The sequence below is a fragment of the Niallia sp. MER 6 genome, from assembly GCF_023714395.1.
Lineage (GTDB): Bacteria > Bacillota > Bacilli > Bacillales > Cytobacillaceae > Niallia.
Window position 1 is genome coordinate 137,921 of the sequence record NZ_JAMAUK010000005.1, and the last position, 24,156, is coordinate 162,076.

The 24,156-nt window shown below is 37.0% G+C and carries 18 protein-coding genes; all 18 read left to right on the forward strand.

Annotated features, from left to right (window positions below; all coding sequences use genetic code 11):
* Positions 1–6: 6 nt before the first annotated feature.
* Positions 7–552, forward strand: a complete 546-nt coding sequence (locus tag M3600_RS09280) for a hypothetical protein (RefSeq protein WP_251645503.1) — start codon at positions 7–9, stop codon at positions 550–552.
* Between the two features lie 201 nt (positions 553–753).
* The gene (locus M3600_RS09285; RefSeq protein ID WP_251645505.1) at positions 754–1,539 is read left to right on the forward strand and encodes a sugar phosphate isomerase/epimerase family protein; all 786 of its coding nucleotides are present in this window, start codon (positions 754–756) and stop codon (positions 1,537–1,539) included.
* A gap of 17 nt (positions 1,540–1,556) precedes the next feature.
* Positions 1,557–2,639: a Gfo/Idh/MocA family protein gene (locus M3600_RS09290; RefSeq protein WP_251645507.1), complete on the forward strand. Its 1,083-nt coding sequence runs from the start codon at positions 1,557–1,559 to the stop codon at positions 2,637–2,639.
* A gap of 37 nt (positions 2,640–2,676) precedes the next feature.
* A complete protein-coding gene (locus tag M3600_RS09295) occupies positions 2,677–3,582 on the forward strand; it encodes a sugar phosphate isomerase/epimerase family protein (protein WP_251645509.1) in 906 nt (301 codons plus the stop codon).
* Positions 3,583–3,728: 146 nt separating this feature from the next.
* Positions 3,729–4,130 carry a C-glycoside deglycosidase beta subunit domain-containing protein gene (locus tag M3600_RS09300; protein ID WP_251645511.1) on the forward strand — a complete coding sequence of 134 codons (402 nt, stop codon included), beginning with the start codon at positions 3,729–3,731 and terminating at the stop codon, positions 4,128–4,130.
* A 25-nt stretch (positions 4,131–4,155) separates the two neighbouring features.
* Complete coding sequence (locus M3600_RS09305; protein ID WP_233313578.1) at positions 4,156–5,145, forward strand: sugar phosphate isomerase/epimerase family protein; 990 nt, start codon at positions 4,156–4,158, stop codon at positions 5,143–5,145.
* Between the two features lie 103 nt (positions 5,146–5,248).
* Positions 5,249–7,756: a GH39 family glycosyl hydrolase gene (locus tag M3600_RS09310; RefSeq protein WP_251645513.1), complete on the forward strand. Its 2,508-nt coding sequence runs from the start codon at positions 5,249–5,251 to the stop codon at positions 7,754–7,756.
* Between the two features lie 302 nt (positions 7,757–8,058).
* The gene (locus M3600_RS09315; RefSeq protein WP_251645514.1) at positions 8,059–9,171 is read left to right on the forward strand and encodes a Gfo/Idh/MocA family protein; all 1,113 of its coding nucleotides are present in this window, start codon (positions 8,059–8,061) and stop codon (positions 9,169–9,171) included.
* A 4-nt stretch (positions 9,172–9,175) separates the two neighbouring features.
* Complete coding sequence (locus tag M3600_RS09320; RefSeq protein ID WP_251645515.1) at positions 9,176–9,643, forward strand: C-glycoside deglycosidase beta subunit domain-containing protein; 468 nt, start codon at positions 9,176–9,178, stop codon at positions 9,641–9,643.
* A complete protein-coding gene (locus tag M3600_RS09325) occupies positions 9,636–10,613 on the forward strand; it encodes a sugar phosphate isomerase/epimerase family protein (protein ID WP_251645516.1) in 978 nt (325 codons plus the stop codon). The genes M3600_RS09320 and M3600_RS09325 overlap by 8 nt, the downstream gene beginning before the upstream one ends.
* A 285-nt stretch (positions 10,614–10,898) precedes the next feature.
* A complete protein-coding gene (locus M3600_RS09330) occupies positions 10,899–12,332 on the forward strand; it encodes an MFS transporter (protein ID WP_233313583.1) in 1,434 nt (477 codons plus the stop codon).
* A gap of 260 nt (positions 12,333–12,592) precedes the next feature.
* Positions 12,593–14,005, forward strand: a complete 1,413-nt coding sequence (locus M3600_RS09335; protein WP_251645521.1) for an MDR family MFS transporter — start codon at positions 12,593–12,595, stop codon at positions 14,003–14,005.
* Between the two features lie 355 nt (positions 14,006–14,360).
* Positions 14,361–15,875, forward strand: coding sequence for a response regulator transcription factor (locus M3600_RS09340; RefSeq protein ID WP_251645522.1), 1,515 nt, complete (start codon positions 14,361–14,363; stop codon positions 15,873–15,875).
* Positions 15,876–15,882: 7 nt separating this feature from the next.
* A complete protein-coding gene (locus M3600_RS09345; protein ID WP_233313586.1) occupies positions 15,883–17,646 on the forward strand; it encodes a cache domain-containing sensor histidine kinase in 1,764 nt (587 codons plus the stop codon).
* Positions 17,647–17,813: 167 nt separating this feature from the next.
* Positions 17,814–19,103: an ABC transporter substrate-binding protein gene (locus M3600_RS09350; protein WP_251645524.1), complete on the forward strand. Its 1,290-nt coding sequence runs from the start codon at positions 17,814–17,816 to the stop codon at positions 19,101–19,103.
* 135 nt (positions 19,104–19,238) lie between these two features.
* Positions 19,239–20,108, forward strand: a complete 870-nt coding sequence (locus tag M3600_RS09355; protein ID WP_267913310.1) for a carbohydrate ABC transporter permease — start codon at positions 19,239–19,241, stop codon at positions 20,106–20,108.
* On the forward strand, positions 20,101–20,919 hold the full coding sequence (locus tag M3600_RS09360) for a carbohydrate ABC transporter permease (RefSeq protein WP_233313589.1): 819 nt from the start codon (positions 20,101–20,103) through the stop codon (positions 20,917–20,919). Before M3600_RS09355 ends, M3600_RS09360 begins: the two co-directional genes overlap by 8 nt.
* Positions 20,920–20,939: 20 nt before the next feature.
* Positions 20,940–23,969: a beta-galactosidase, LacZ type gene (gene lacZ, locus M3600_RS09365; protein WP_251645526.1), complete on the forward strand. Its 3,030-nt coding sequence runs from the start codon at positions 20,940–20,942 to the stop codon at positions 23,967–23,969.
* Positions 23,970–24,156: the final 187 nt, after the last annotated feature.

A 24,156-nucleotide genomic window follows, 5' to 3' on the forward strand; every position in this document is an offset into this window, starting at 1 on the left:
AAAAGAATGCAACAAGATTGGCAGCTAATATGGCGTTTTTTAGGAATAGCATTTTATATACTGTTTTATTTTGCGTGTATATTTATCATTAATATTGGTCAATCTTCCTTTAGCATCATAAGTGTTCCTGCTGTTTTGGTGCCCATATTGCTGATTTGGATTACAGGCTTAATGAGGAGAAAAGGTAAACTAACGCTTACAAACAGCATATCATTGCTGCTATTTACCATTCCTCCAATCATTTGTTTATATTTGTTAGGCCAAAATGAATACAAATCAACATTCACAACCGATAAATGGCTTCAATATGAGACAGAAAGAACCTATATGATTGATGATTTATTAGCAAACCATCCATTAAAGGGCAAACAGGAACAGGAGATTATTGCCTTGTTAGGCAGCAATATCGAGATGAACTACTTTAAAGAGGATGATAATATTGTTTATCATCTTGGGATGGAGCGCGGATTAGTTTCTATAGACAGTGAGTGGTTGGTCATTCATTTGGATGACAACAGAGTAGCTGATAAGGTGGAGGTTGTCACAGACTGAGCTTATTACAGAAAGAGGTTAAAAATTCCTTGTTAATTTTTAACCTCTTTTTATTTTGCCCATTATTCTAAAAAAGTTTGAATAAAGGAACGAAACATTTTGGTTAATAGATTGAAAGAAATAGGACGAGAGAAAGTCTAAAATTTTAATGGAAGAGCTAAATAATGATGTAAGTGAATTTAATTCAAGAAGGTGAAAAGGATGAAGCTGGGAATCATCGCGAAACCCACCCGAGAAAGCTTTAAGGATGCTAATCAAAGCCAATTAGATTTTATCGAACTATGCGTGAACGAAGGCCAGGATGTTGCTGAGTTCCATAAGAACCGAAACCAATTAATAAAGTGGAAAAAGCAGTATGGGATAGAAGTTGCTTCCATAGGCAGATGGAAATCCATTCGCTTAGATAAGCAAGGGCATGTCATACAAGCTGAGTTAGAGAAGTGTTTTCAATTAATTGATGTTGCAAGTGAATTAGAATGTGGAAATTTTGTAAGCGGTTGTAACTATGTGGATGAGTTATCTTACTATGATAATTGCTCTTCAGCAATCGCGTTTTTTTCTGCTCTCATTGATTATGCAAAGCCAAAGGGAGTCAAAATCTCTTCCTATAATTGCAGAAAAGTGAATTTTGTTCATAATCCGGAAGTCTGGAAAATCATTCATGGTCATTTAAAAGATTTAGGGATTAAATTCGATCCGTCACACAGCAGGTATTTTGGTGGAGACTATTTACAGGAGACTTTAGATTGGGGTGACCGTTTTAATCATATTCATTTAAAGGGTTCATTAATAGTTAATGGAACAAGAGTAGATGATCCTCCGGCTGGACTGGACCAAACTGATTGGAAATCATTTATTTCTTTATTAAGAGCAAAAGGCTATACAGGGGGATTAAGTATTGAAGCGCATTCACCCATCTGGACGGGGGAACTTGGAAAGAGTGGTGTGAATTATACAATTGAATTTATGAAAAAACTCATTTTTTAAAGAGCAGGAGGATTAATATGACTAAGAAACTAAGATATGGCTTAATTGGAGCCGGCAGTAATGCAGAAAAAAAACACTTAAGCAATTATTTAAGTTTGCCTAATATTGAACTAGTTTCCATTTGTGATGTCAATCAGGAACATGCTAATAAGATAGCAAAAAAGTATCATGTTAAAAACATCTATACTAGCTATTCTGACATGATTGATAAAGAAAATTTAGATATTGTTAGCATTTGTACACCTAATTCCCTTCATACTCCGATCGCTATTTATGCTTTGCTGCACGGTGTCCATGTACATTGTGAAAAGCCGTTAGCACTAAATGCTATAGAGGCCCAAAAAATAGTCGATGCTAAAAACAAATCAGGTAAACAGTTAATGATTGGCCTAAATAATCGGTTTACAAATGAAGCGGTTTTTTTAAAAAGGCTTATTGATGCCGGCTATTTAGGAGAAATATACAAGGCGAAAACTGGTTGGATTAGAAGAAGCGGCATACCAGGAAGAGGAACTTGGTTTACAAATAAGGAGGTTGCTGGAGGCGGGGTTATGATTGATTTAGGTGTTCATTTTCTCGACTTAGCTCTTTATTTAATGGGACTGCCTGAGCCGAAATATGTTACAGGGGCAACCTATCAAAATTTCCACCAAACAGCTACTCGAAATAGAAATGGCTACAGTGGAAATCCAGCAGGTGTTTTTAATGTAGAAGATAGTGCTGCTGGCTTACTAAGCCTTCAATCCGGTGCTATTGTGCATTTTGAATTTGCTTGGGCTTCTAATATTGAAAACGATCAAACATACCTTGAAATATTAGGAACAAATGGAGGAGCAAGTATTATTAACGGGGAGCTGAAGGTTTTTTCTGAATTACTTGACACAACTGTTGATATTACTCCAATTCTTAATCCTAACATAAAGCTAAAGAATGAGTTTGAACACTTTGTAAACAGCATTGTTTTTGCTGAAGAATTATCTGCTCCTGCAGAACATGGTGTATATATGATGGATATTATCGATCGCTTTTATGTATCTGCAAGTATGGGCGAACCTGTGTTTTTTAAAAATAAAGAGAAAAGAGTAAGAATAATAAACTAAGTTAAAAACCATGATTGAAAAAAGGAGAGAAGTAGGAATGAAGCTGGGATTTAATAGTGCTATTTTAGATGGTTGTACTTTTGAAGAAGTCATAGATTTTGCATCAGAAAACGGATTTGCATGTGTGGAATTATGTGCTTGGCCAAGGGGAAAAGCGGTCCGAAAATATGCTGGTGTAACACATATTGATGTGGAACATGTAGATGTTGACTATATCCGTAATTATCTGGAAGCTAAAAATGTGAAAATCTCTGCTATTTGCTACTATCCGAATCCTCTTGATAGGGATAAGGAAAAGAGCGAGTATTATATTGCTCATCTTAAAAAATGTTTAGAGGCTGCTAAACAACTCAATGTGAATCTCGTAAACACTTTTGTTGGCAGAAATCAGCATCTGTCTGTAGCTGAAAATCTTAAAATGGTAAGTGCTGTTTGGCAGCCTATTGTGGAATATGCGGAAAACTTAGGGGTGAAAATTGCCATTGAGAATTGCCCAATGCTTTTTACAAATGACGAATGGCCAGGGGGCCAAAACCTTATGACAACTCCAGCTATCTTTCGAAAAGTATTTGAGTTGATTCCAAGTAAAAATTTTGGGCTTAATTTTGATCCATCCCATTTTGTCTGGCAGCAAATGGACTATATTAAACCAGTGTATGAATTTAAAGATCGAATCTTTCATGTGCATTTTAAAGATGTGAAAATATATAAAGATCGTTTACATGATGTAGGAGTTATGGCTGCGCCCCTTGAATATCTATCTCCCAAATTACCTGGGCTTGGTGATGTTAATTGGGGTACTTATATATCTGCACTAACAGATATCGGCTATACAGGCAATGCCGTGATTGAAGTGGAGGATAAAGCATTTGAGGATTCATTAAAATCAAGAAAAGACTCTATTATCATTAGCAAAAATTATTTAAGTCAATATTTTGTGTAAGCAGATATCTGGCTGCTAAGTCTTAAACATGGGAAATTAAATTGTATAAAAAAATAGCAAGTGATATAGTATAGAAAATATTTACTAAAGCGCTTACAAATTTAAGCGAAACGGTTCATCCTAAAATTAGAGGGAGGTATAAAGCTGTGTTTGAACAATATTTAGTGTGTGAGGAAGGTTTTAGGAATGTAGAAGATAATGGTGAAATAATAGGTTTTGAGCTGAAAATCCGGATTCCCTACTACCGAGGTATTGCATTGTCTTTAATTAATCATATAGAACTAGAAGTTAACGGAACAGCCTTTTTACAGGAAGATATGGTGTTCACCGTTAATTCCGGCAGTTTCCCTTATAAAGAATTAGCAACCGTTATAAATAATCGTTGGGAATTTGGCGAAAAAGCAACACTATTTGTTCGAAAACAAGGCGGATTAAACCCAGGAGAGCATCAGGTTCGCGTATTTGTTAGTTTGCGAATCTCCTATCTACCATGGCCAAATATAGGAGAAAATCAAAAGATACTGACACTGGAAGAGAATATTAGTTAATTATTTAATGACGGGGGTGGGAAAAATGACACAGAAAGCGAATATTAAAAGAGGGGTATCACTATATAGTTATCAGGAAGAGTTTTATACAGGAAAATTAAATCTCGAACAGTGTATTGCTGAAGTTGCCAAAACTGGTGCAAAAGGGATTGAACTTTTACCAGAGCAAATGCTTTTTGGATACCCGAAAGCATCCGATGAATTTGTTGAGCAATGGTTTGGCTGGATGGAACAATATGGTGTAGAGCCTGTTGCGTATGATGCCTTTTTAGATAATAAATTGTATGCGAATCGACTTTTAACATTGGAAGAAAATGTAGATATGATGGTAAGAGATTTAAAGCTTGCAAAGAAACTAGGATTTAAGATTCTCAGAACTTTAGTATCAACACCTCTAGAAGTTGTACAGGCAAGTATTCCTTATGCCGAAGAGTACGGAGTAAAAATTGCGTTGGAAGTACATTCTCCTTTTACGTTCGGAACTCCTTGGTTTGAGGAAAGAATGGAATATATCATTAGCAGTGGTACCCAGTGGTTTGGAATAATGCCGGATTTAGGGATTTTTGTTAAACGTATACCACCAGTTATGGAACAAAGATATATTCGTGACGGTGGCACACCGGAGATAATCCAATTTATAAGTGAAAACTATGCTAACGGTGTGGAAAAAGATAAAACATTAGAAATTGTTGCTAGTATGGAAAATTCCAATAAAGTGGACCTGGCTTATGCTGAATTGGCAAAGCATTTAATATACACAGATCCGCATATTTTGAAGAATTATATACCGTATATCATGCATGTCCATGGTAAATTTTATGATGTGACAGAGGATTATCAAGAGCCTAGTATCCCGTATAAGGAGATTATTGACATATTAGCGGAGGCTGGTTACGAAGGATATATTAATAGTGAATATGAAGGGAATCGGCATATACAAGATTTTATGGAGGTCGATAGTATTAAAAAGGTAAGTTATCATCAAACCTTATTAAGTAATTTATTAGATAAATAGTAAGTTTGGGCCTGTGTTTAGTAAGTACAGGTCCTCCCCTTTTTTTAACAAGATTATAGCGGCAGTTTTTAAGAAAAAATAGAATAACTATGGAGGCTAAAGGATGTTTAATACACAAACTGTCCAAACTTCAATAGATTCAAAAATTATAGCTATTTCCGTCATGCATGGCAATAGTACCCTTGATCACGTCCATAAGGATATAGAAATAATCTATGTCATAAAGGGAAATTTACAGGTAAAAGCGAACAATAAAACGACCGAACTGAATAAATCTGATTTTCTACTTGTTAATTCAAACGAGCTGCATTCTTTTCATTCTGATTCTGATAACTTATTTATCGTTTTTCATTTGAATTATTTGCAAACTTGCTCTCTTCTTGGTCAGGAAAATCCATTATTTCAATGTAATTCAATAGAACAGATAGCTTTATCACATCAAAAACTGCGAAGCAGCCTAGATGAGCTGTTGGCTGTTTATTTAAATCAACGCAATTCCTCGATGGTATTTTTTTTAGAGAAAGTGTTTAACGTAATTTCTATCCTTCAGCTAGAGTATTTAAAGGATAGCAGGCCGCTTGAAAAAAGAAGTTATACAACAGAAAATGGTCAAAATGAAAGATTAGTAGAAATACTTGAATATATTGAGAATAACTTTAGAGAGCCATTGTCCCTTGAAGAGGTTGCAAGTATTCAATATATAACAGTGCCGTATTTATCGAAGTTCTTTAAAAAGCAAACAGGAAAAACCTTCTCCGAATATGTAAACAAAGTTAGAGTAGCACATGCAGTTAATGAGTTAATATACACAAATAAATCGATTACCCGAATTGCATTAGACAATGGTTTCCCTAATTTAGCAGCTTTTAATAGAGTCTTTAATGAAAGATTTCAGGTGAAACCAATAGAATATAGAAAACAGCATATAGAACCAAAGGAACAACATGAAATCTTAAAAGAAGATAAAACAGCTGAAAAAAAAGAGGCTTTTAGAGCATTACGTACATATTTAGAAGATGTAATTACAGCAGACGATTCAACCAAGAAGATTTCTGAAGAAAAGGATATTATAGTTAAATTAGGCAAGATGGATGCTTTTACAAAATATTGGAACAAAACAATTAATATAGGATATGCAACCGATATATTAAGCTCAGATATGCAGGAACAAATCACTTTTATGCAAAACGAAATAGGATTTACTTATGCGAGGTTTTGGGGATTATTTAGTGATGAAATGCATGTGGAAGACTATTCTAAAGATAATTCCACTTACAACTTTACAAATATAAATAAGTTATTGGATTTTTTAATAAAAAATAGATTAAAACCGTTTATTGAACTTGGACCCAAGCCGAAAATAGTGTCCAAGTCTTTTGAGCATACCATCACCTTTCAAACAAACAGTAAAAGATCACTTGAAGAATGGAAGAAATTATTAAGAGCGTTTTTATTACATTGTATTGAACGATATAGTATTGAAGAAGTGGAAACATGGTACTTTGAAATTTGGAGCAATGAAATTGATCCTATACATAATTTAAAGAATCCTAGTAATAATTTTGTTAAAAACATCCGGCATGACCCGGGGCAGTTTGAGGGATATTTTAATATTTTCAGCTGCTTAAAACAGACGGTAAATGAAATTGTTTCATCTGCTAAAGTTGGTGGATGTGGATTGCCTATGGATTTAGAAAGGGAAAAATTAGATAAGTTCTTTCGACAGTGGAAATTGAACGGAGTAATGCCGGATTTTTTGTCGATCTATTTGTACTCCATTGAAGTGGATTCAGATAGAAATGTTCCTAAAAAGAATATGCTCTCTACCAATCCTGATTATATGAAGATGAAGCTTAAGCAGGTAAGAGAATCTATGCTGAACGCTGGTTTTGACAATATGGAGCTTAATGTAACAGAGTGGAATATTTCCATATCTAACAGAGATTATCTTAATGACAGCTGCTTTAAAGCGGCATATATAGTGAAGAATATTGTAGATAATATTAAACAAAATGTTAATATGATGGGCTATTGGATGTTTTCCGATATTTTTAGTGATTTTAGAGATGCTAAAAATCTTCTCCATGGAGGAGCAGGGCTCGTTACGAAAAATGGAATCAGAAAACCTGGTTATCATGCCTTTGTATTATTAAAACATTTAGGGGAAATCCTTGTTGCCAAGGGACCGAACTATATTATCACCAAAAAATCAGGGGATAGATATCAAATCATCTGCTTTAATTATAAACACTTTGACTATTCCTATTATTTACATCCAGAAGGAAGCACGGATATAAAGGAACAATATGATATTTTTGAAAATAATGACAAGCTTACTATTTCATTGGAGATACAAGGTGTCACCAAGGGTGAATACAGAATGAAAGAACAAATCCTAAACAGAGAACAAGGCAGTGTGCTTGATGAGTGGTTAAATTTTGGTTCTGTTTATGATATGAAGCCAGACGAGGTTGGATATTTAAAGCGCAGATGTGTACCTTCCATGAAAGTTGATCATATTTATGTCGAAAACAATGCAATCAAAATAACTGCAGAGCTCAAGCCGCATGAAATCAGATTGTATGAATTGAATTTATTATATCGAGAATGAGCAGATGCCAAAAAAGAGGATGAAAAATGATCATTATTTTTCATCCTCTTTTTTTATTGGTTCTTAAAGATAGGAGCAAGCTGTGTAAAAAACCTTTGCCTGAAAAATAGTTATAAACATAAGAGGTTAAAAATGTCACCGTAACTTTTAACCTCTTATGTTTTACATTTGAAACAGAGCCTAGAAAAAGTCCAAAATTTGCGTTTGAGATGTTAAGAATTGAAAAGGAATATGCTGAAATAAAAGGTAAAATTATCTTTGTAAGCGGAACCAATATACCTGAAAAATAAAGGAGACTTAAAATGAGTAAACTTCGAATCGGAATTATCGGTTGTGGCGGAATAGCTAATCAAAAACATTTTCCAGCATTATCGCAATTTAAAGAGATATGTGAGATGGTAGCTTTTTGTGATATTCATATCGAACGTGCAGAAAAAGCAGCTGCGGAATTTGGATCAACCGATGCAAAGGTTTATGAGAATTATCTGGAACTATTAAAAGATGAATCTATTGATATTGTACACGTTTTAACACCTAATGTTATGCACAGTCCGATTACTGTTGCAGCATTTGAGGCAGGAAAACATGTTATGTGTGAAAAGCCGATGGCTCATAATACAGAGGCTGCTGCGAAAATGATGGAGGCTTGGAAAAAGTCTGGGAAGAAGTTCACCGTAGCCTATCAAAACCGATTTCGAGAGGAAGTACAAGCTTTATATAAATCCTGTGAAAAAGAAGAGCTTGGAGATATCTATTTTGCAAAAGCACATGCTGTCCGCCGTCGTGCTGTTCCAACTTGGGGAGTGTTTCCTGATAAATCACAACAAGGCGGTGGGCCACTAATTGATATTGGTACACATGCTCTAGATATTACTTTATGGCTGATGAATAATTATAAGCCGGTTTCTGTTTCAGGCTCTGTATTTAATAAGCTTGGCAGCTTAGCAGAAGCTACAGAAGGAAATTTATTTGGTCCGTGGGATCCTGAAACATTTGAAGTAGAAGACTCAGCATTTGGATATATCAAAATGGACAACGGAGCCACTATTTTCCTTGAATCCTCCTGGGCACTAAACATATTAAACGCAAAAGAAGCGGCAACTACTCTTTGTGGCACAAAAGGAGGAGCAGAAATCATTTCGGGCATGGGTTATAAGGATAAAGAATTAGTTTATAACACAACACATAATGGACGATTAGTGGAAGAGCGAAGATCACCGGTTGGAAACATTGCCTATTTCGATGGCAGCAATAACTCACCAGAAGTGCTCGAAGCAAAGCAATGGCTAGAGGCTGTCCGAGAAGATAAAGAACCCCTTGTTAAACCAGAGGAAGCGTTTGTCGTAACGAAAATTTTAGACGCTATTTACCAATCAGCAGAAACAGGGAAAGAAATTATTTTTGAAAAGGAGTAACAAAATGACGTTCATAATGAAATTGCCTTTTGTTGATACTGTCGTAGATAATAGTTTAATTAACACAACAATAAATGGAAAAAAGATTGGCTATGAATTTCAAATAAGATTAAGCTATTATCGCGGTCATTACTTATCTTGCATTGAAGAGTTATCAATTGCTGTAAACGATAAAATAATTGATTCCAATGATATTAATTTCTGTCTTAATGGAAAGGAATTCACAATAGGTCAATTGCCTAATTTAGTTTCAGAATTTTGGAATGTAGATAAGCCAGCTACTATTAAAGTTTATTCTCCAGGAGGAATAAAAGAGGGGGATTATAAGATTGATGTAACCCTCTTGCTTCGAAATGCATATATGTATGTTCCTGGAAATACAGAAAACCACAATTACGCAGTATTAGATTCTTGCGGCAGCAAGACGCTGACACTAAATACGAGGGAAGGGAGAACTAAATTAGATGTCTGAGATAAAATTAGGAGTTTCCCTATTTAGTTTTTCAACAGATTTTGTAAAAGGCAAGCTATCATTAGAAGATTGTATCCGTTCAGCGGCAGAAATAGGGGCGGAAGGCTTTGAGCTAGTTGGGGCAACCATGCTGCCTTCTTACCCATATGCAAGTGAAAAAGTCGTGAATGAAATGAAAAGCATGACCGATCATTATGGAATTGATTTTGTCTCTTACGGAGCTAGTGCTGATCGAGGTGTCATAACTGGAAGAGATTTAACAGATGATGAATTAGTGCAGTCGACAATTTTAGATATAAAAACAGCAAGCAAATTGGGATGTAAATTAATGAGGGTACAACCACACTTATCACCAGCGGCAGTTTCGAAATTAATTCCTTATGCTGAGAATTACGGAGTGCAAATAGGTGTTGAGATTCATAATCCGCAAACACCATCTTCTCCAAAGGTTCAGGAGTATGTGGAAATATTTGAGCAAACAGGATCCAAATATATTGGCTTTGTTCCAGACTTCGGCTGTTTTGCAACAAAGCCAAATAAAGTTTACTGGGATGAAGCATTAGAAAAAGGGGCGCCATTAGAGCTGTTAGAAATGGCTGCTAATCTTCGCTATGACGGCATCCCACAAAATGAAGCTAGACAACGTTTAATCAATGCTGGAGCGAATGAGGCGGTAATGGGAGCTTTTCAGGGAATGTATGGCTTTGTAACGTTTACCCGCGAACCTGATTTAACAGGACTAGCGAAAATAATGCCACATGTCTTATATTTTCATGGGAAGTTTCATTATATGTATGATCATTTAGAAGAAGCGAGTATTCCGTATGAAGATATATTGCCAGTTATCAAGCATTCTAAATTTACAGGCTATATTATGTCAGAATATGAAGCATCAGAAAATGCTGTTGAAATGACAAAACGCCACTTACAAATGGAACGTAAAATATTACAAAATCTACAAACAGTATAATATTGATTGCTCGGTAAACTCCCATACTAAAAGTATGGGCTTTTTTTTGCTGACAAAACGTTAGGTAAAAGCAGTATGCAATTTTTAACCCATTGTAAAAACAGATATTTATTAGATTAAATATCATGTGCTAACAGTGTAAAAAAAGGATATCTGCAGGAGAGTGATGTATATACAATATGATTAAGTAAGCGCTTAACTTATTGTAAATACAAGGCAGAGAGGAAGAGATTATAATAGTGAACTGATTTGGAAGATTTATATAATATAAGGGGGTAAGTATAAATGAGCAAAGGCTTGGATGGTAATGCTGTTACAGAGAGTATAAGTTCACAGAGCATAATCGTGAAGGATAAGGAAAGACTGTCTTTCTCAACCAAAATTAGCTATGGTTTAGGAGATTTTGCAAGTCAGCTATTTTGGAGCTTCAGCGGTTCCTATCTTACGATTTTTTATACGGACGTAGTTGGGTTTACACCAGCAATTGTTGCGATGATTATGTTAGTTGCTCGAATCTTAGATGGAGTTAAAGATCCGATGATTGGTGTTTTAGCAGATCGTACAAAATCAAAATATGGCAGATTCAGACCATATATATTATATGGGACACCATTTCTCGCTTTATTCAGTGTACTTGCCTTCACAGCTCCTGGTTTTGGCGGAAATACGGAAGCTAAAATTGCCTGGGCTTTGTTTACGTATATCGGTTTAGGGCTGTTATATACAGTTGTTAATTTACCTTATGGATCTTTAGCTGCAGTAATGTCAAAAGATTCTGGTGAACGCACAGCATTAAGCTCCTTCAGGATGCTTTTCACAAACCTAGGCAGTGTGTTGCTTGCCGTTATCTCTATGCCATTAATCTTGTTTTTTAGTGGAGGCACAGGAGAGCAAATAACGGCAAAAGGATATACCATGACAGCGCTTGTTCTCTCAGTAATTGCTATCCCGCTGTTTTATATGGTTTTTTTCAAATGTAAGGAAGTGGTTCAGCCGATAAATAAAAATAAAATATCTATTAAAGATTCCCTTGCAGCTATTGTTACGAGTAAATCCTTAATATGTATATTCTTTATATTGTTAGTTTCCTTAACCGCCTTTTTTGGCAGAATGGGAGTGCAGATTTATTACTACCTATATGTTATAAAAAGGATGGATTTAATTGCGCTATTCATGCCTTTACCAGCCATAGGCGCAGCTATCGGGATTATCGTATTTGCAAGATTTGCTAAAAACATTGGCAAAAAAAATATGTTATACATCTCTTACAGTTTAGCATCTCTTTCACTTCTTCTTTTATATTTTGTAGATTTTAATAATATACCGTTACTATTAATAGGGACATTCATTTTTGGACTAACGCAATTCGGTATTCCACTTGTAATTGCGATGGTGCCTGATGCGATTGATGAAATGGAGGATAAAAAAGGGGTGCGTGCAGATGGTACCGCTTACGCTGCAACGAGTATTGCTACGAAATTTGCCAGCGCTATTGGCGGTGCAGCAACTGTTTCGTTACTAGGATTTTTTGGGTATGTTGCCAATGCAGAACAAACCGCAGAAGCGATGAACGGCATCAATCTAGTAGTTAATATTGCTCCAGCCATCTTGTTCTTGTTAGCTATTATTCCAGTTAAATTGTATGGCTTAACAGAAGAAAAGGCAGCGAAAATTAGAGAAAGCTTAGATGAAAAACATCTCAATAAAGACAATAAATAAAATGTAAGGGTTATCATAACACGCAGTTCTTTTTGAACCTTCTTTTAGCAAGCAAAGGGGATAAATAAATGCGTGTTTTTTTATGTCTTTGTACGAGAGATTAAAAAATGACCATAAATTTTTAATCTAAATAAGGGAGCAGTAAAGGAAGGATAAAAATTTAATACTTTGTGAAAAAGGATGAGAAAGTCCTTTTAAAAGATAATCGCTAAAATGAAAGAGAGTTGTAAATTATATGTAATCAGAAATGAGGGCACAAGATGAACGAATCAACCACTATAACGATACACAACAGAAAAATATTAATGACCTTATTATTAGTCGGTACTTTTATTGCAGTCTTAAATCAAACATTATTAATTACAGCATTGCCGCAAATTATGGAGGAGTTTCATACAGATGCCAATAATGCACAATGGCTTATCACATCCTTTATGCTAACAAATGGAATTGTCGTTCCTATCTCAGCATTTTTAATTGCCAGGTTTACAACAAGGCAATTATTCTTTTCTGCTGTAATCATTTTTTTAATAGGCACTATATTAGGAGCTTTGTCCTTTTCCTTTTCGATGCTGCTAATGGCAAGATTTATTCAAGCTATCGGTGCGGGCATTATGATGCCGTTAGTCTCCAATATCATCTTAACAATAACTCCAAAAGAGAAGCGGGGAAGTGCCATGGGCTTGCTTGTTCTAGTAATCTGTTTTGCCCCTGCAATCGGTCCCTCCTTAGCTGGAGGAGTTGTAGATGTTTTATCATGGCGCTATCTGTTTTACGGTACTCTCCCAATGCTTTTAATAGTGTTAATTTTTTCGCTTGTAACACTAAAGAATGTGACAGAAACAAATAAAGATGAGCGTATTGATAGTCTTTCCATTATATTATCAAGCCTTGCTTTCGGAGGAATTCTATATGGACTCAGTCTTGCAGGATCGTTAGGCTGGGGAAGCCTGATTACTTATGCATGGGTCAGTATCGGAATTGTTGCACTAATATTGTTAGTGAAAAGACAATTAAAGCTTGCTCAGCCAATGCTTGAATTTAGAGTATTTAAATACAAAACATTTACAGTTTCTAGCATACTGATTGCGATTGCATTTGGAACAATGTTTGGTACAGAAACTATTGTCCCGTTATATACGCAAAATGTGGAGGGAGTTTCTGCCCTTACTTCAGGACTTATTTTGCTGCCAGGTGCGGCATTAATGGGGCTGATATCACCATTTGTTGGACGAATCACTGATAAAGTTGGGGTGAAATTGCTTGTCGTTCTTGGATTCGGGGTTATTACACTATCTACAATCCCTTTAAGTATCTTAAATATAGAAAAGTCAATTCTGCTCCTTGTTATCTTATATACGATAAGAATGGTTGGGATTGGTATGCTGATGACGCCAGTTCAAACTGGTGCTATGAATATATTGCCTCAACACCTATTCAGACATGGGGTAGCTGTGTATAGTACCTTGACCTCGATAGCAGGTTCTGTTGGAATATCGATATTAGTCTCTTTTTACACAAGCCTTGACAACCATTTAAGTTCGGAACAAATGGCGTTAGGAATAACTTTTTTTGTTATTACAGTAGTTAGCGGGTTAGGATTTCTGTTATCACTTAAGCTGCCAAAAGATAAATCAGCAGCGAAGGTCAAGGAAGTATCTGTTAATTCTTAATAGCATAGATAAACAAGCGGACCATAATAATACAGAAGTGTTTAAGAAAAGCGTAGTTTACTTAAGACTATGCTTTTTTTGTTGCTGATAAATACGATAACTTTCCGATGCGTTCTCTCATTTTTTTAGTTAATACCGTATAAAACACGTGATATACTTAATGGAAAGCGGCGGAAGGGGGCAATTAAACCAATTTGCAACGATGCTAATATAAGGAAACCTATAAAAGGATCAATCTACATAGGATGAATTAGCACTCTATTTTTAGAGTGAATGAGCTAAAGGAAAGGCTTCATTGATAAGCCGGGAATGTCTGCTTTTTGTTAACACATACTCACCGTCAGGGGGGAAACCAATGGCATTAGAACGAGGCCGATTGCTTATTGTTGATGATGAAATTCTGATAAGGCAGGGGATTAAGCATTACGTCAATTGGGAACAAGAAGGCTTTGAAATTGTCGGCGAGGCAGCGCATGGGCAGGAAGCTCTTGATTTAATAGAGGTTGTAAAGCCGGATTTTATCATTACTGATATTGTTATGCCAATAATGGATGGAGAAGAATTAACGAGAATTGTGAAGGAGAAATATCCTCATATTGAAGTGGTAGTGTTAAGCAGCTTTGGCGATTTTGATTATGTGCGCTCAACTTTTCAAAATGGGGTTCTAGATTATATTCTAAAGCCAAAGCTAGATGCAGAAAGTTTGTTAGCTGTGTTGAGAAAGATGAAAAAAAGGCTGCCTGCTCGCAAAATAGATGAAGAGGAGGCTTTGAATACCTTTGTTGCGAATGCTGTCCGAAAAATGCTGTCAGGCTATGAAGTGGAACATTCTCTTAAACTAACAGATCGCTTTTTGCATAGGAAGTATTGTCTCGTTTCAGTTGAGCAGAGAGACGGAACAGGAGAACTGTCTTCTGCTGTTAAAACATGGATTAACAGTGGTTTAAGCGAACAAGGCTATATCTGCTTTATTACAGACAAAATCCTTCTTATTAACGGGGACAATTTTAAAGCACTGCACTCTTTTTTGGAAAACACAGTGGCCATAAAATACAATCTTCAATTGATAGTAAGTGGAGAATTTGAGGATTTTATGCAAATAGGAAAGATATATAAAGAAGAAATTCTAAAATTAATAAAATGCAGCTTTTACTTTCCAGATATTCCGGTTCTCACTGTACAACATTTGCATATCACTGTGACAGAGCTGGAGAAATTTCATTTAGACTGGTTTATTAATGAATTTAAATGTAAACGCTTTGATTCTGCTTTTGCTTATTTGGAGGATCATGTTGCAGCTATTTCTTCTATGTATACATTGGATGTGTATGAGTATAAGTCTTTTTTTAGCAATATTATTTTTAATATCACCATCCTGCTTGGCAATATGGAATATGAGATTCATAGCTTGGAACAGTCGAAATATGTTTACTTGAAAGGAATAGAAGAGGCAAATAGTGCAGAAGAAGTTGTTAAAAAGCTGGAGTGTTTTTTGCGTGATACAAAAACGGTAATTAATACAGTAAAAACGAAGCCGGAAAATGTCAATATCAAAAACATCATTGCATATATGAATGAGCATTATCGTGAGCCTTTGACACTTACTAATGTAGCGCAGCATTTTCATTTTAATCCATCCTATTTATCCAGCTATTTTTCAACACATATGAAAGAAGGCTTCAGCGAGTACCTTAACAGAGTTAGAATAGAAGAGGCATCTAAGCTTCTTGTTGCAGGCACTGCACCAATTTCAGAAATCAGCGGAATTGTCGGCTATTCAGACCACAGCTATTTCTGTAAAGTTTTCAAGAAGATGACAGGATTATCACCGAGCCAGTTCAGGCGCAGGCAATGGGTGGAAAAGAGTTGAGCATACTATGAAGCTAATTCCTGAACGTTTTAGACACAGCAATTTATTTATTACGATGTCCTTGATTACTGTAATGATTATCATCATCGTATCCATCACCATCACATGGACAACAATTCGCATGAGTGAACAATTCTTTTTCGATAAATTCAGTATTACGAATGCGAAGGTGATGAATCAAGTGAAAGAAAGTTACGAGAAATATCATTATTCAGTCGTTCTTGCAACTAACAGCATACAGCAAAGCATTGCCATAAAGGACATATTGACAGAAAAAAGGGAAACAAATGCAGTACAGTTTCAGTCCATCTATCAGATGAGCCAATTAATTAAACGGGTTGAACCTAATATGGCAGCATATGAGGTTGGCATTATTGTAGTTGGTGCAAATGGTCTGAGCTATGCGACAAACGACAGAACGTTTTGGCCAATTACTGATACAGAGTTAAAGGAAAGCAGTTTAGCGGAGAAAACGGCTGAAAACCCGAACAGATTAATCTATCAATATGACAAGCGGCTAAATGATGATGAGAGCGGCAGCTATATTGTTGCTTCACGGGCACTTGTGAATAGGTCTGGATATACTTACGGAGCGGCTTATATATCTATACGAGAAAACGAATTTCGGAAATTTTACTCTAGTTATACAAGTCCAGGCAATGATGTTTTTTTAGTTGATAAAGAAGGCGTCATTGTCTCAAGCAGCTTGTCAGAAAAAGTCGGCAGCACCTCTAAAGAGCTAAAAGAGTATGCTTCAGAGCTTGGCAATAGTGATCATGATGATTATCTGATAGGGGAGTTTATGGGTAAGGAGCAAATAATGATGATGGAATATGTACCAGCCTTTGATATGTACATGTTCAATATCATTGATAAGCATACAGCTTTTGGTGATTTAATTGATAAGAAAAAAATTATGCTTATTTCATTAAGCATTGTTATCGCAGCGCTGTTTATCGTTCTCCTTGTTTCAAGAAGGCTGACGAATTCTTTGTCTAGTCTTGTCAAACAAATTGAGAGTGCATCAGATTATGACTTTGATGAATATGTTGCTGTTTCAGGAACATATGAAACTCGAAAGATTGGTATTGCCTTTAATTCCATGCTTGATGAATTACATGAGTATGTCGATCAGCTCGTACTGTCACAGAAACAACGGCGGAATGCTGAGCTTGCTGCCTTACAGCAGCAAATTAATCCCCACTTTTTGTACAATACACTCGCATCCATTAAATTTATTGCAAGTAAAGGCAATATTGCCGAAACAGAAGCAATGATTAATTCGCTCATATCCTTATTGCAAAATACAATTGGTGATGTAAATGAGACGATTACCGTAGATCAGGAAATAAATAATTTGCGCAATTATGTGCTTATTAATCAGAAGCGCTATGGCGATTCCGTTAAGGTGAATTATTTTGTTGCACCGAACTGTCACGACATTCTGATCCCAAAGCTAATTTTGCAGCCGTTTATGGAAAATTCCTTTTTTCATGGCTTTATCCATAAACCGCAAGGGTATATTCATGTTCTTGTATGGCATGAGGGCGACTGTTTGATTTGTGAAATTGTTGATAATGGGGATGGGATGGTAATAGCTGATGAGCATCTTCCGCAAACAAAACGGAAGCAGCAGTTTTCTGGCATTGGCATAAGAAATGTGCATGAGCGGATTCAGCTCATCTATGGCGAATCATACGGCGTGGAAATTTCCAGTGAGGTTGGCGAAGGAACAAAGGTACGAATCACCCTTCCTGTTCAAAGAAAATAATAAAATCTAAAAAAAGTCCTATTTGAACATTGGAAGCGGATTCATTTTTGTGAAAATACTACAAAAACACAAAAATATCTTCCTAACGATGCACCCCAATAGGATGATAACATAATAGTTGTAAGTGATAACGCTTACAAATAATATTCATACTTGGGGGGAAATCGATGAAAAAGATTCTTGCACTAATACTAGCCAGCGTTCTACTTTTGGCAGCCTGTTCATCTGGCTCCAATACAGAGAATGCTTCAGGAGACTCTAAGGATACAAATAAAATTACGGTATGGGCTTGGGATCCTAACTTCAACATTAAGGCGATGAACTTGGCAGTAGATTCCTATGCCGCTGAAAATGCTGACCTTGATATTGAAGTAATTGAAAACGCTCAAGATGATATCATTCAAAAGCTTAATACGTCTTTAAGCTCAGGAACGACGAAGGGGCTGCCAAATATAGTCCTAATTGAGGATTATCGTGCACAAAGCTTTCTTCAAGCATATCCAGACATGTTCTATGAGTTGAGTGATTCTTTTAAGCAAGAGGATTTCGCTCAATATAAAATTGCACCTACAAGTGTAGACGGCAAAAACTATGGTCTCCCATTTGATACAGGGGTAGCAGGTTTGTATGTCAGAACAGATTATTTAGAGCAAGCTGGCTATACAGTGGATGACTTAAAGGATATTGATTGGAATGAGTATATTGAAATCGGCAAAAAGGTGAAGGAAGCAACAGGCAAAAACATGCTTACACAAGACCCTAATGATCTTGGTTTGATTCGTATGATGATTCAGTCTGCTGGATCATGGTATACAAAGGAAGATGGTGTGACGCCTGACTTATCGGGAAATACAGCTTTAAAGACAGCGTTTGAAACATATAAAGCACTATTGGATGCAGATATTGTTTCACCTGTTTCGGACTGGAGTCAATTTTTAGCAGGTTTCAATAGCGGTGAAGTAGCCACAGTTCCATCAGGAAACTGGATTACTCCATCTGTTAAAGCAGAAAGCTCTCAAGCTGGTAAATGGGCAGTTGTTTCTATGCCGCGCTTGCCAGATGTGGAAAGCTCCATTAATGCTACTAACTTAGGCGGAAGTTCTTGGTATGTTCTAAATGTTCCTGGAAAAGAAAAAGCAGCTGAATTCCTAGCGAAAACGTTTGGCTCTAATGTTGATTTTTACCAAACATTGAATAAAGAAGTAGGTGCTATCGGCACTTATTCTCCAGCAGTGGAAGATGAAGCATATCAAGAAGCAGATGATTTCTTTAATGGTCAGCAAGTCATCGCGGATTTTGCGAACTGGACAGAACAAATCCCGCAAATTAACTATGGACTGCACACATATGCCATTGAAGATCTGCTTGTCGTAGAGGCTCAAAACTACTTAAAAGGTAAAGCTCTTGATACTGCCCTAGAGGATGCCCAAAAGCAGGCAGAGGCGCAGATTAAATAATCGAGTAAACTTTAGAGCCTTGGATTTTCTTACTAAATACCAAGGCTCTCTTTTATTACAGAATGCAAGGAGTGTTGAGTTGTGATTCCAGCTAGAACGAATCAGGATCTTCAGACAGCAAGAACTTCCAGAAGCCTGCGCACAAAAAATAATGCGATCGGTTGGTCTTTTATAACTATTGCCGCGGCCATGATTTGTTTATTTTATTTTTATCCAATGGTGCAAGCTTTTATCTTGTCCCTTCAATCAGGAACAGGCACTAACCTGACCTTTGTCGGTTTTGATAATTATGTCCGGTTATTTAAGGACCCGACTTTTCTGACAACAGTGAAAAACACGGTTATCTATCTCATTATCCAAGTTCCAGTAATGATACTGCTGGCATTATTTATCTCCGTTCTGTTAAATGATAAGACGTTAAAGTTTAAAGGTGTATTCCGGACGGCTATCTTTTTGCCATGTGTAACTTCATTGGTAGCTTACTCGGTTATTTTTAAATATTTATTCGGTAATGATGGCATTATCAATATGTTCTTATTAAAGGTTTCCATTATCTCCGAGCCCATTCAGTGGCTGACAGATCCTTTTTGGGCCAAAATCGCCATTATTGCAGCAATCACTTGGCGCTGGACTGGCTATAACATGATTTTCTATTTATCTGCATTACAAAATGTCGACCAGTCTATTTATGAAGCAGCTAAAATGGACGGTGCATCTAGCATTCAAACCTTTTTTAAGATTACAATTCCAATGCTGAAGCCGATCATTTTATTTACATCGATTACTTCTACAATTGGCACACTCCAACTGTTTGATGAAGTTATGAATATAACCCAGGGAGGGCCAGGGAACGCCACGATGACGATATCCCAGTACATTTATAATCTCTCCTTTAAATACACCCCAGACTTTGGGTATGCGGCAACGGTTTCTTATGCCATTGTTATTATGATTGTTATTTTCTCTATCATCCAGTTTAAAGTGGCAGGTGACAAAAATGATTAAGAAAGTATTTAGTTACAGTTTTTTAACGATTGTTTCAATCGTTTCGATTTTCCCTTTTTTATGGATGATTGTCAGTGCAACGAATAAATCAGTTGATGTTACAAAGGGGCGTCTATTGCCAGGTGGGCATTTTGTTGAAAATTTCAAAAACCTGCTTGAAACAGTAGAGATCATTCCAGCGTTGATAAATTCCGCGAAAATATCAATCATTACTACTGTTTTATCACTGCTGATTGCATCACTGGCAGGCTATGGCTTTGAAGTTTACAAAAGCAAAGCGAAAGACATGGTTTTTAACATTCTTCTACTGTCGATGATGATACCGTTTGCAGCGTTAATGGTGCCTTTGTTCAGAATGTTTGGCATGATTTCACAATCTGCGCCATATATAGGTATTGACACGATTGCAGCTGTTATTTTGCCGACAGTTACAACTGCATTTTTAATTTTCTTCTTTCGTCAGAGCACAAAGATGTTTCCAAAAGATATTTTGGAAGCAGGCAGAATTGATGGTTTGACAGAGCTAGGCTGTTTTTTCAGGATTTATGTACCGACAATGAAAACGACTTATGCAGCAGCAGCCATCATCACGTTTATGGCGAGCTGGAACAGCTATTTATGGCCATTGGTTGTGTTACAGTCTCCAGAAAACCAAACAGTGCCATTATTGATTTCTGTTCTTGGGTCGAGCTATTCTCCCGATTTCGGCGTAATTATGACTGCGATTGTTATCGCGACATTACCAGCAGCATTCATTTTCTTCATCATGCAGAAGCATTTCGTTGCCGGCATGATGGGATCAGTTAAATAGAAGCAAGGGGAGTGTAATCAATGACGAAAATTATTCCAACATTAGATTGGCTTGAAGATGTGAAGGTATTTGCTGTTAACCGTCTTTTGGCTCATTCAGACCATAATTATTATGAAACATTTGAAGAGGCAAATCTTCGAGTGCCGATGAAGCTCAGGCACAGTCTGAACGGAGATTGGAAATTCCATTATGCAGAAAATCCACACAGCAGGCCACAACAGTTTTATGAAAAAGATTTTGATTGTGAAGGCTGGGAATACATCACCGTTCCGGGTCATATACAGCTGCAAGGATATGGCACGCCTCAATATGTGAATACGATGTATCCGTGGGACGGCCACAATGATATCCGTCCCCCTGAAATTCCTTCCGATCATAATCCTGTAGGCAGTTATGTCAAATATTTTTCTGTTCCAGAAAATATGAAGGGGCGTGCTGTTAATGTGTCTTTTCAAGGGGTAGAATCAGCTTTCTACGTATGGCTGAATGGGGAATTTGTCGGCTATAGTGAAGACTCCTTCACACCTGCTGAATTTGAGCTCACGCCCTATTTGGCAGAAGGGGAAAACAAGCTTGCAGTTGAAGTGTATCAGCGCAGTACTGGCAGCTGGCTTGAAGATCAAGACTTTTGGAGGTTCTCTGGGATTTTTCGCGATGTCTATCTTTACACAGTGCCTACCACTCACATCACAGATCTTCATGTTCGTCCTGAACTGGATGAAACTTTTACAAAAGGTAAATTAACAGCAACCGTTAAGCTGACAGGAAAACCTGCGTCTAAACTAAGCGCAGAGCTTAGAGACAAAACGGGCAAAACAACAGCTGCAGCAATGGGGGTGGAAGAGGCAAGCAATTGGTCCTTAACAATCAATGTAGACCAGCCGTCCCTTTGGAGCGCAGAAAGTCCATATTTGTATACATTATTCATTAGTGTTTATGACGAATCTGGCAACCTGACAGAAGTGGTGCCACAAAGGCTCGGCTTCAGGCGATTTGAGCTATCAGATAAAATTATGCGCCTCAATGGTGAACGAATTGTGTTTAAAGGTGTGAACCGACATGAATTTAATCCAAGACAAGGCAGAGCAATTTCGAAAGAAGACATGCTGTGGGATATCAAAACATTAAAGCAGCATAACATCAACGCTGTTCGTACTTCTCACTATCCAAACCAAAGCTATTGGTATGAGCTCTGTGACGAATATGGTGTTTACGTTATTGATGAAATGAACTTGGAAACACATGGGTCATGGCAAAAAATGGGGGCTGTTGAGCCGTCGTGGAATATTCCTGGAAATAAACCGGAATGGCAAGATATTGTTATGGACAGAGCCATTTCAATGGTGGAGCGCGATAAAAATCATCCTTCCATCTTAATTTGGTCGTGCGGGAATGAATCCTATGCTGGTGAAGTTATCTTGAACGTTGCCAACTATTTCAGAGAGACAGACCCAAGCAGACTCGTCCATTATGAGGGAGTGTTTCACAACCGTGCTTATAATGATTCAAGTGATATGGAAAGCCGTATGTATGCAAAACCGGCTGTTATTGAAAAATACTTGTCTGAAAATCCAGAGAAGCCATATATAAGCTGTGAATATATGCATGCGATGGGAAATTCACTTGGAGGCATGTACAAATATACAGAGTTAGAACAAAAATATCCTATGTACCAAGGCGGATTCATCTGGGATTATATCGATCAGTCCCTTTATAAAAAAGACCGGTTTGGCAAGGAATACTTAGCATATGGCGGCGATTTTGACGACAGGCCGACAGATTACGGTTTTTGTACAAATGGAATTGTATATGCAAACCGCCAACTGTCACCCAAAATGCAGGAAGTTAAATATCTTTACCAAGACTATAAGCTCTTATTAGACGAAAATGGTGTCACGATAAGAAATGAGAGTCTCTTCACAAATACAGACAGCTATCAATTAGAATATAAGCTGTTTTTGGAAGGAAAGGAACTGTACAGAAAAAGTACTTTGGCAGGAGTTGAACCGCAAAGCTCTCAATATTTCAAGTTCGATCTGCCTGAAAATCTGGATGCAGCTTTAGGTGAATATAGTATTCAAGCATCACTTACACTGAAGGAAAATACCCTTTGGGCAGAAGCAGGCTTTGAGATTGCATTCGGACAGTATGTTTATGAAAAGGGCAGCAAACAATTTAGTCCGCCTGTTGGAGAACTGCGAACTGTCCATGGTGATGTTAATATTGGTGTTCATGGTAAAGATTTTTCTGTGCTATTTTCTAAAGCATCTGGCAGTCTCGTTTCTTTGAGCTATGCTGGCAGAGAAATGATCTCATCACCTCCTGCCCCACTGTTTTGGAGAGCGACAACAGACAATGACCGTGGGTTTTCACAAAGCTATCATTCGGGAATCTGGTATGCGGCAAGTCTTGCGCGTAGGTGTAAGGACATTCAAGTGAAGGAAAGCAACAGTCAAACAAGTGTTGCATTCACATATGAATTCTCTGTGCATCAAGACATCGAGGTAACAGTCACCTACACCGTTTATTCAGATGGAAGTGTGCATGTGAAGTCAGCGTATAAAGGAGCTGACAGTCTGCCTCAGCTGCCGATTTTTGCGCTTACGTTTAAGCTTCCAGCAGATTACAGAAAGCTTGAATGGTATGCTCTCGGACCAGAAGAGAACTATTCTGACAGGAACATGGGCGCAAAACTATGCCATTTTCAGCAAGAGGTGGAAGAGAGTCTATCAGGGTATGTTATGCCGCAAGAATCAGGAAATCGAACAGGTGTCAGACATGTATCTGCCACATCAAAAAATGGCCGTGGTATTTTAATATCTTCTGTAAATACACCACTTGAATGTAATATCTCGCCATATACTGCCTTTGAGCTTGAGAATGCGCAGCATGTTTATGAGCTGCCGCCTATCCATTATACAGTTGTGACTGTGGCGGGCAGGCAGATGGGCGTTGGCGGTGATGACAGCTGGGGTGCGCCGGTTCATGAGGAGCATTTAATTCATGCTAATGAAACGATAGAATTTGAATTCCTCATCCAGAGAAAGTAAATTAGTTAGAGCGGTTCCGCTTAAAAATTTTGTTACAATAGCCTTATTATCCTTAATGTTGGATGATAAGGCTTTATTTTGCTAAAATAATGAAGGTGATAATTTTTGCAAAATTCAAATGATACTTCCTGATTTCAATCAAACAGATTTTGCAGTTATAATAGTTACTATTTTAGTTATTGAAATA

Bases quoted from the DNA above. Each gene is read 5' to 3' on its own strand.
- M3600_RS09280 (WP_251645503.1), top strand. From the start codon at position 7: ATGCAACAAGATTGGCAGCTAATATGGCGTTTTTTAGGAATAGCATTT.
- M3600_RS09285 (WP_251645505.1), top strand. From the start codon at position 754: ATGAAGCTGGGAATCATCGCGAAACCCACCCGAGAAAGCTTTAAGGAT.
- M3600_RS09290 (WP_251645507.1), top strand. From the start codon at position 1,557: ATGACTAAGAAACTAAGATATGGCTTAATTGGAGCCGGCAGTAATGCA.
- M3600_RS09295 (WP_251645509.1), top strand. From the start codon at position 2,677: ATGAAGCTGGGATTTAATAGTGCTATTTTAGATGGTTGTACTTTTGAA.
- M3600_RS09305 (WP_233313578.1), top strand. From the start codon at position 4,156: ATGACACAGAAAGCGAATATTAAAAGAGGGGTATCACTATATAGTTAT.
- M3600_RS09310 (WP_251645513.1), top strand. From the start codon at position 5,249: ATGTTTAATACACAAACTGTCCAAACTTCAATAGATTCAAAAATTATA.
- M3600_RS09315 (WP_251645514.1), top strand. From the start codon at position 8,059: ATGAGTAAACTTCGAATCGGAATTATCGGTTGTGGCGGAATAGCTAAT.
- M3600_RS09320 (WP_251645515.1), top strand. From the start codon at position 9,176: ATGACGTTCATAATGAAATTGCCTTTTGTTGATACTGTCGTAGATAAT.
- M3600_RS09325 (WP_251645516.1), top strand. From the start codon at position 9,636: ATGTCTGAGATAAAATTAGGAGTTTCCCTATTTAGTTTTTCAACAGAT.
- M3600_RS09330 (WP_233313583.1), top strand. From the start codon at position 10,899: ATGAGCAAAGGCTTGGATGGTAATGCTGTTACAGAGAGTATAAGTTCA.
- M3600_RS09335 (WP_251645521.1), top strand. From the start codon at position 12,593: ATGAACGAATCAACCACTATAACGATACACAACAGAAAAATATTAATG.
- M3600_RS09340 (WP_251645522.1), top strand. From the start codon at position 14,361: ATGGCATTAGAACGAGGCCGATTGCTTATTGTTGATGATGAAATTCTG.
- M3600_RS09345 (WP_233313586.1), top strand. From the start codon at position 15,883: ATGAAGCTAATTCCTGAACGTTTTAGACACAGCAATTTATTTATTACG.
- M3600_RS09350 (WP_251645524.1), top strand. From the start codon at position 17,814: ATGAAAAAGATTCTTGCACTAATACTAGCCAGCGTTCTACTTTTGGCA.
- M3600_RS09360 (WP_233313589.1), top strand. From the start codon at position 20,101: ATGATTAAGAAAGTATTTAGTTACAGTTTTTTAACGATTGTTTCAATC.
- lacZ (WP_251645526.1), top strand. From the start codon at position 20,940: ATGACGAAAATTATTCCAACATTAGATTGGCTTGAAGATGTGAAGGTA.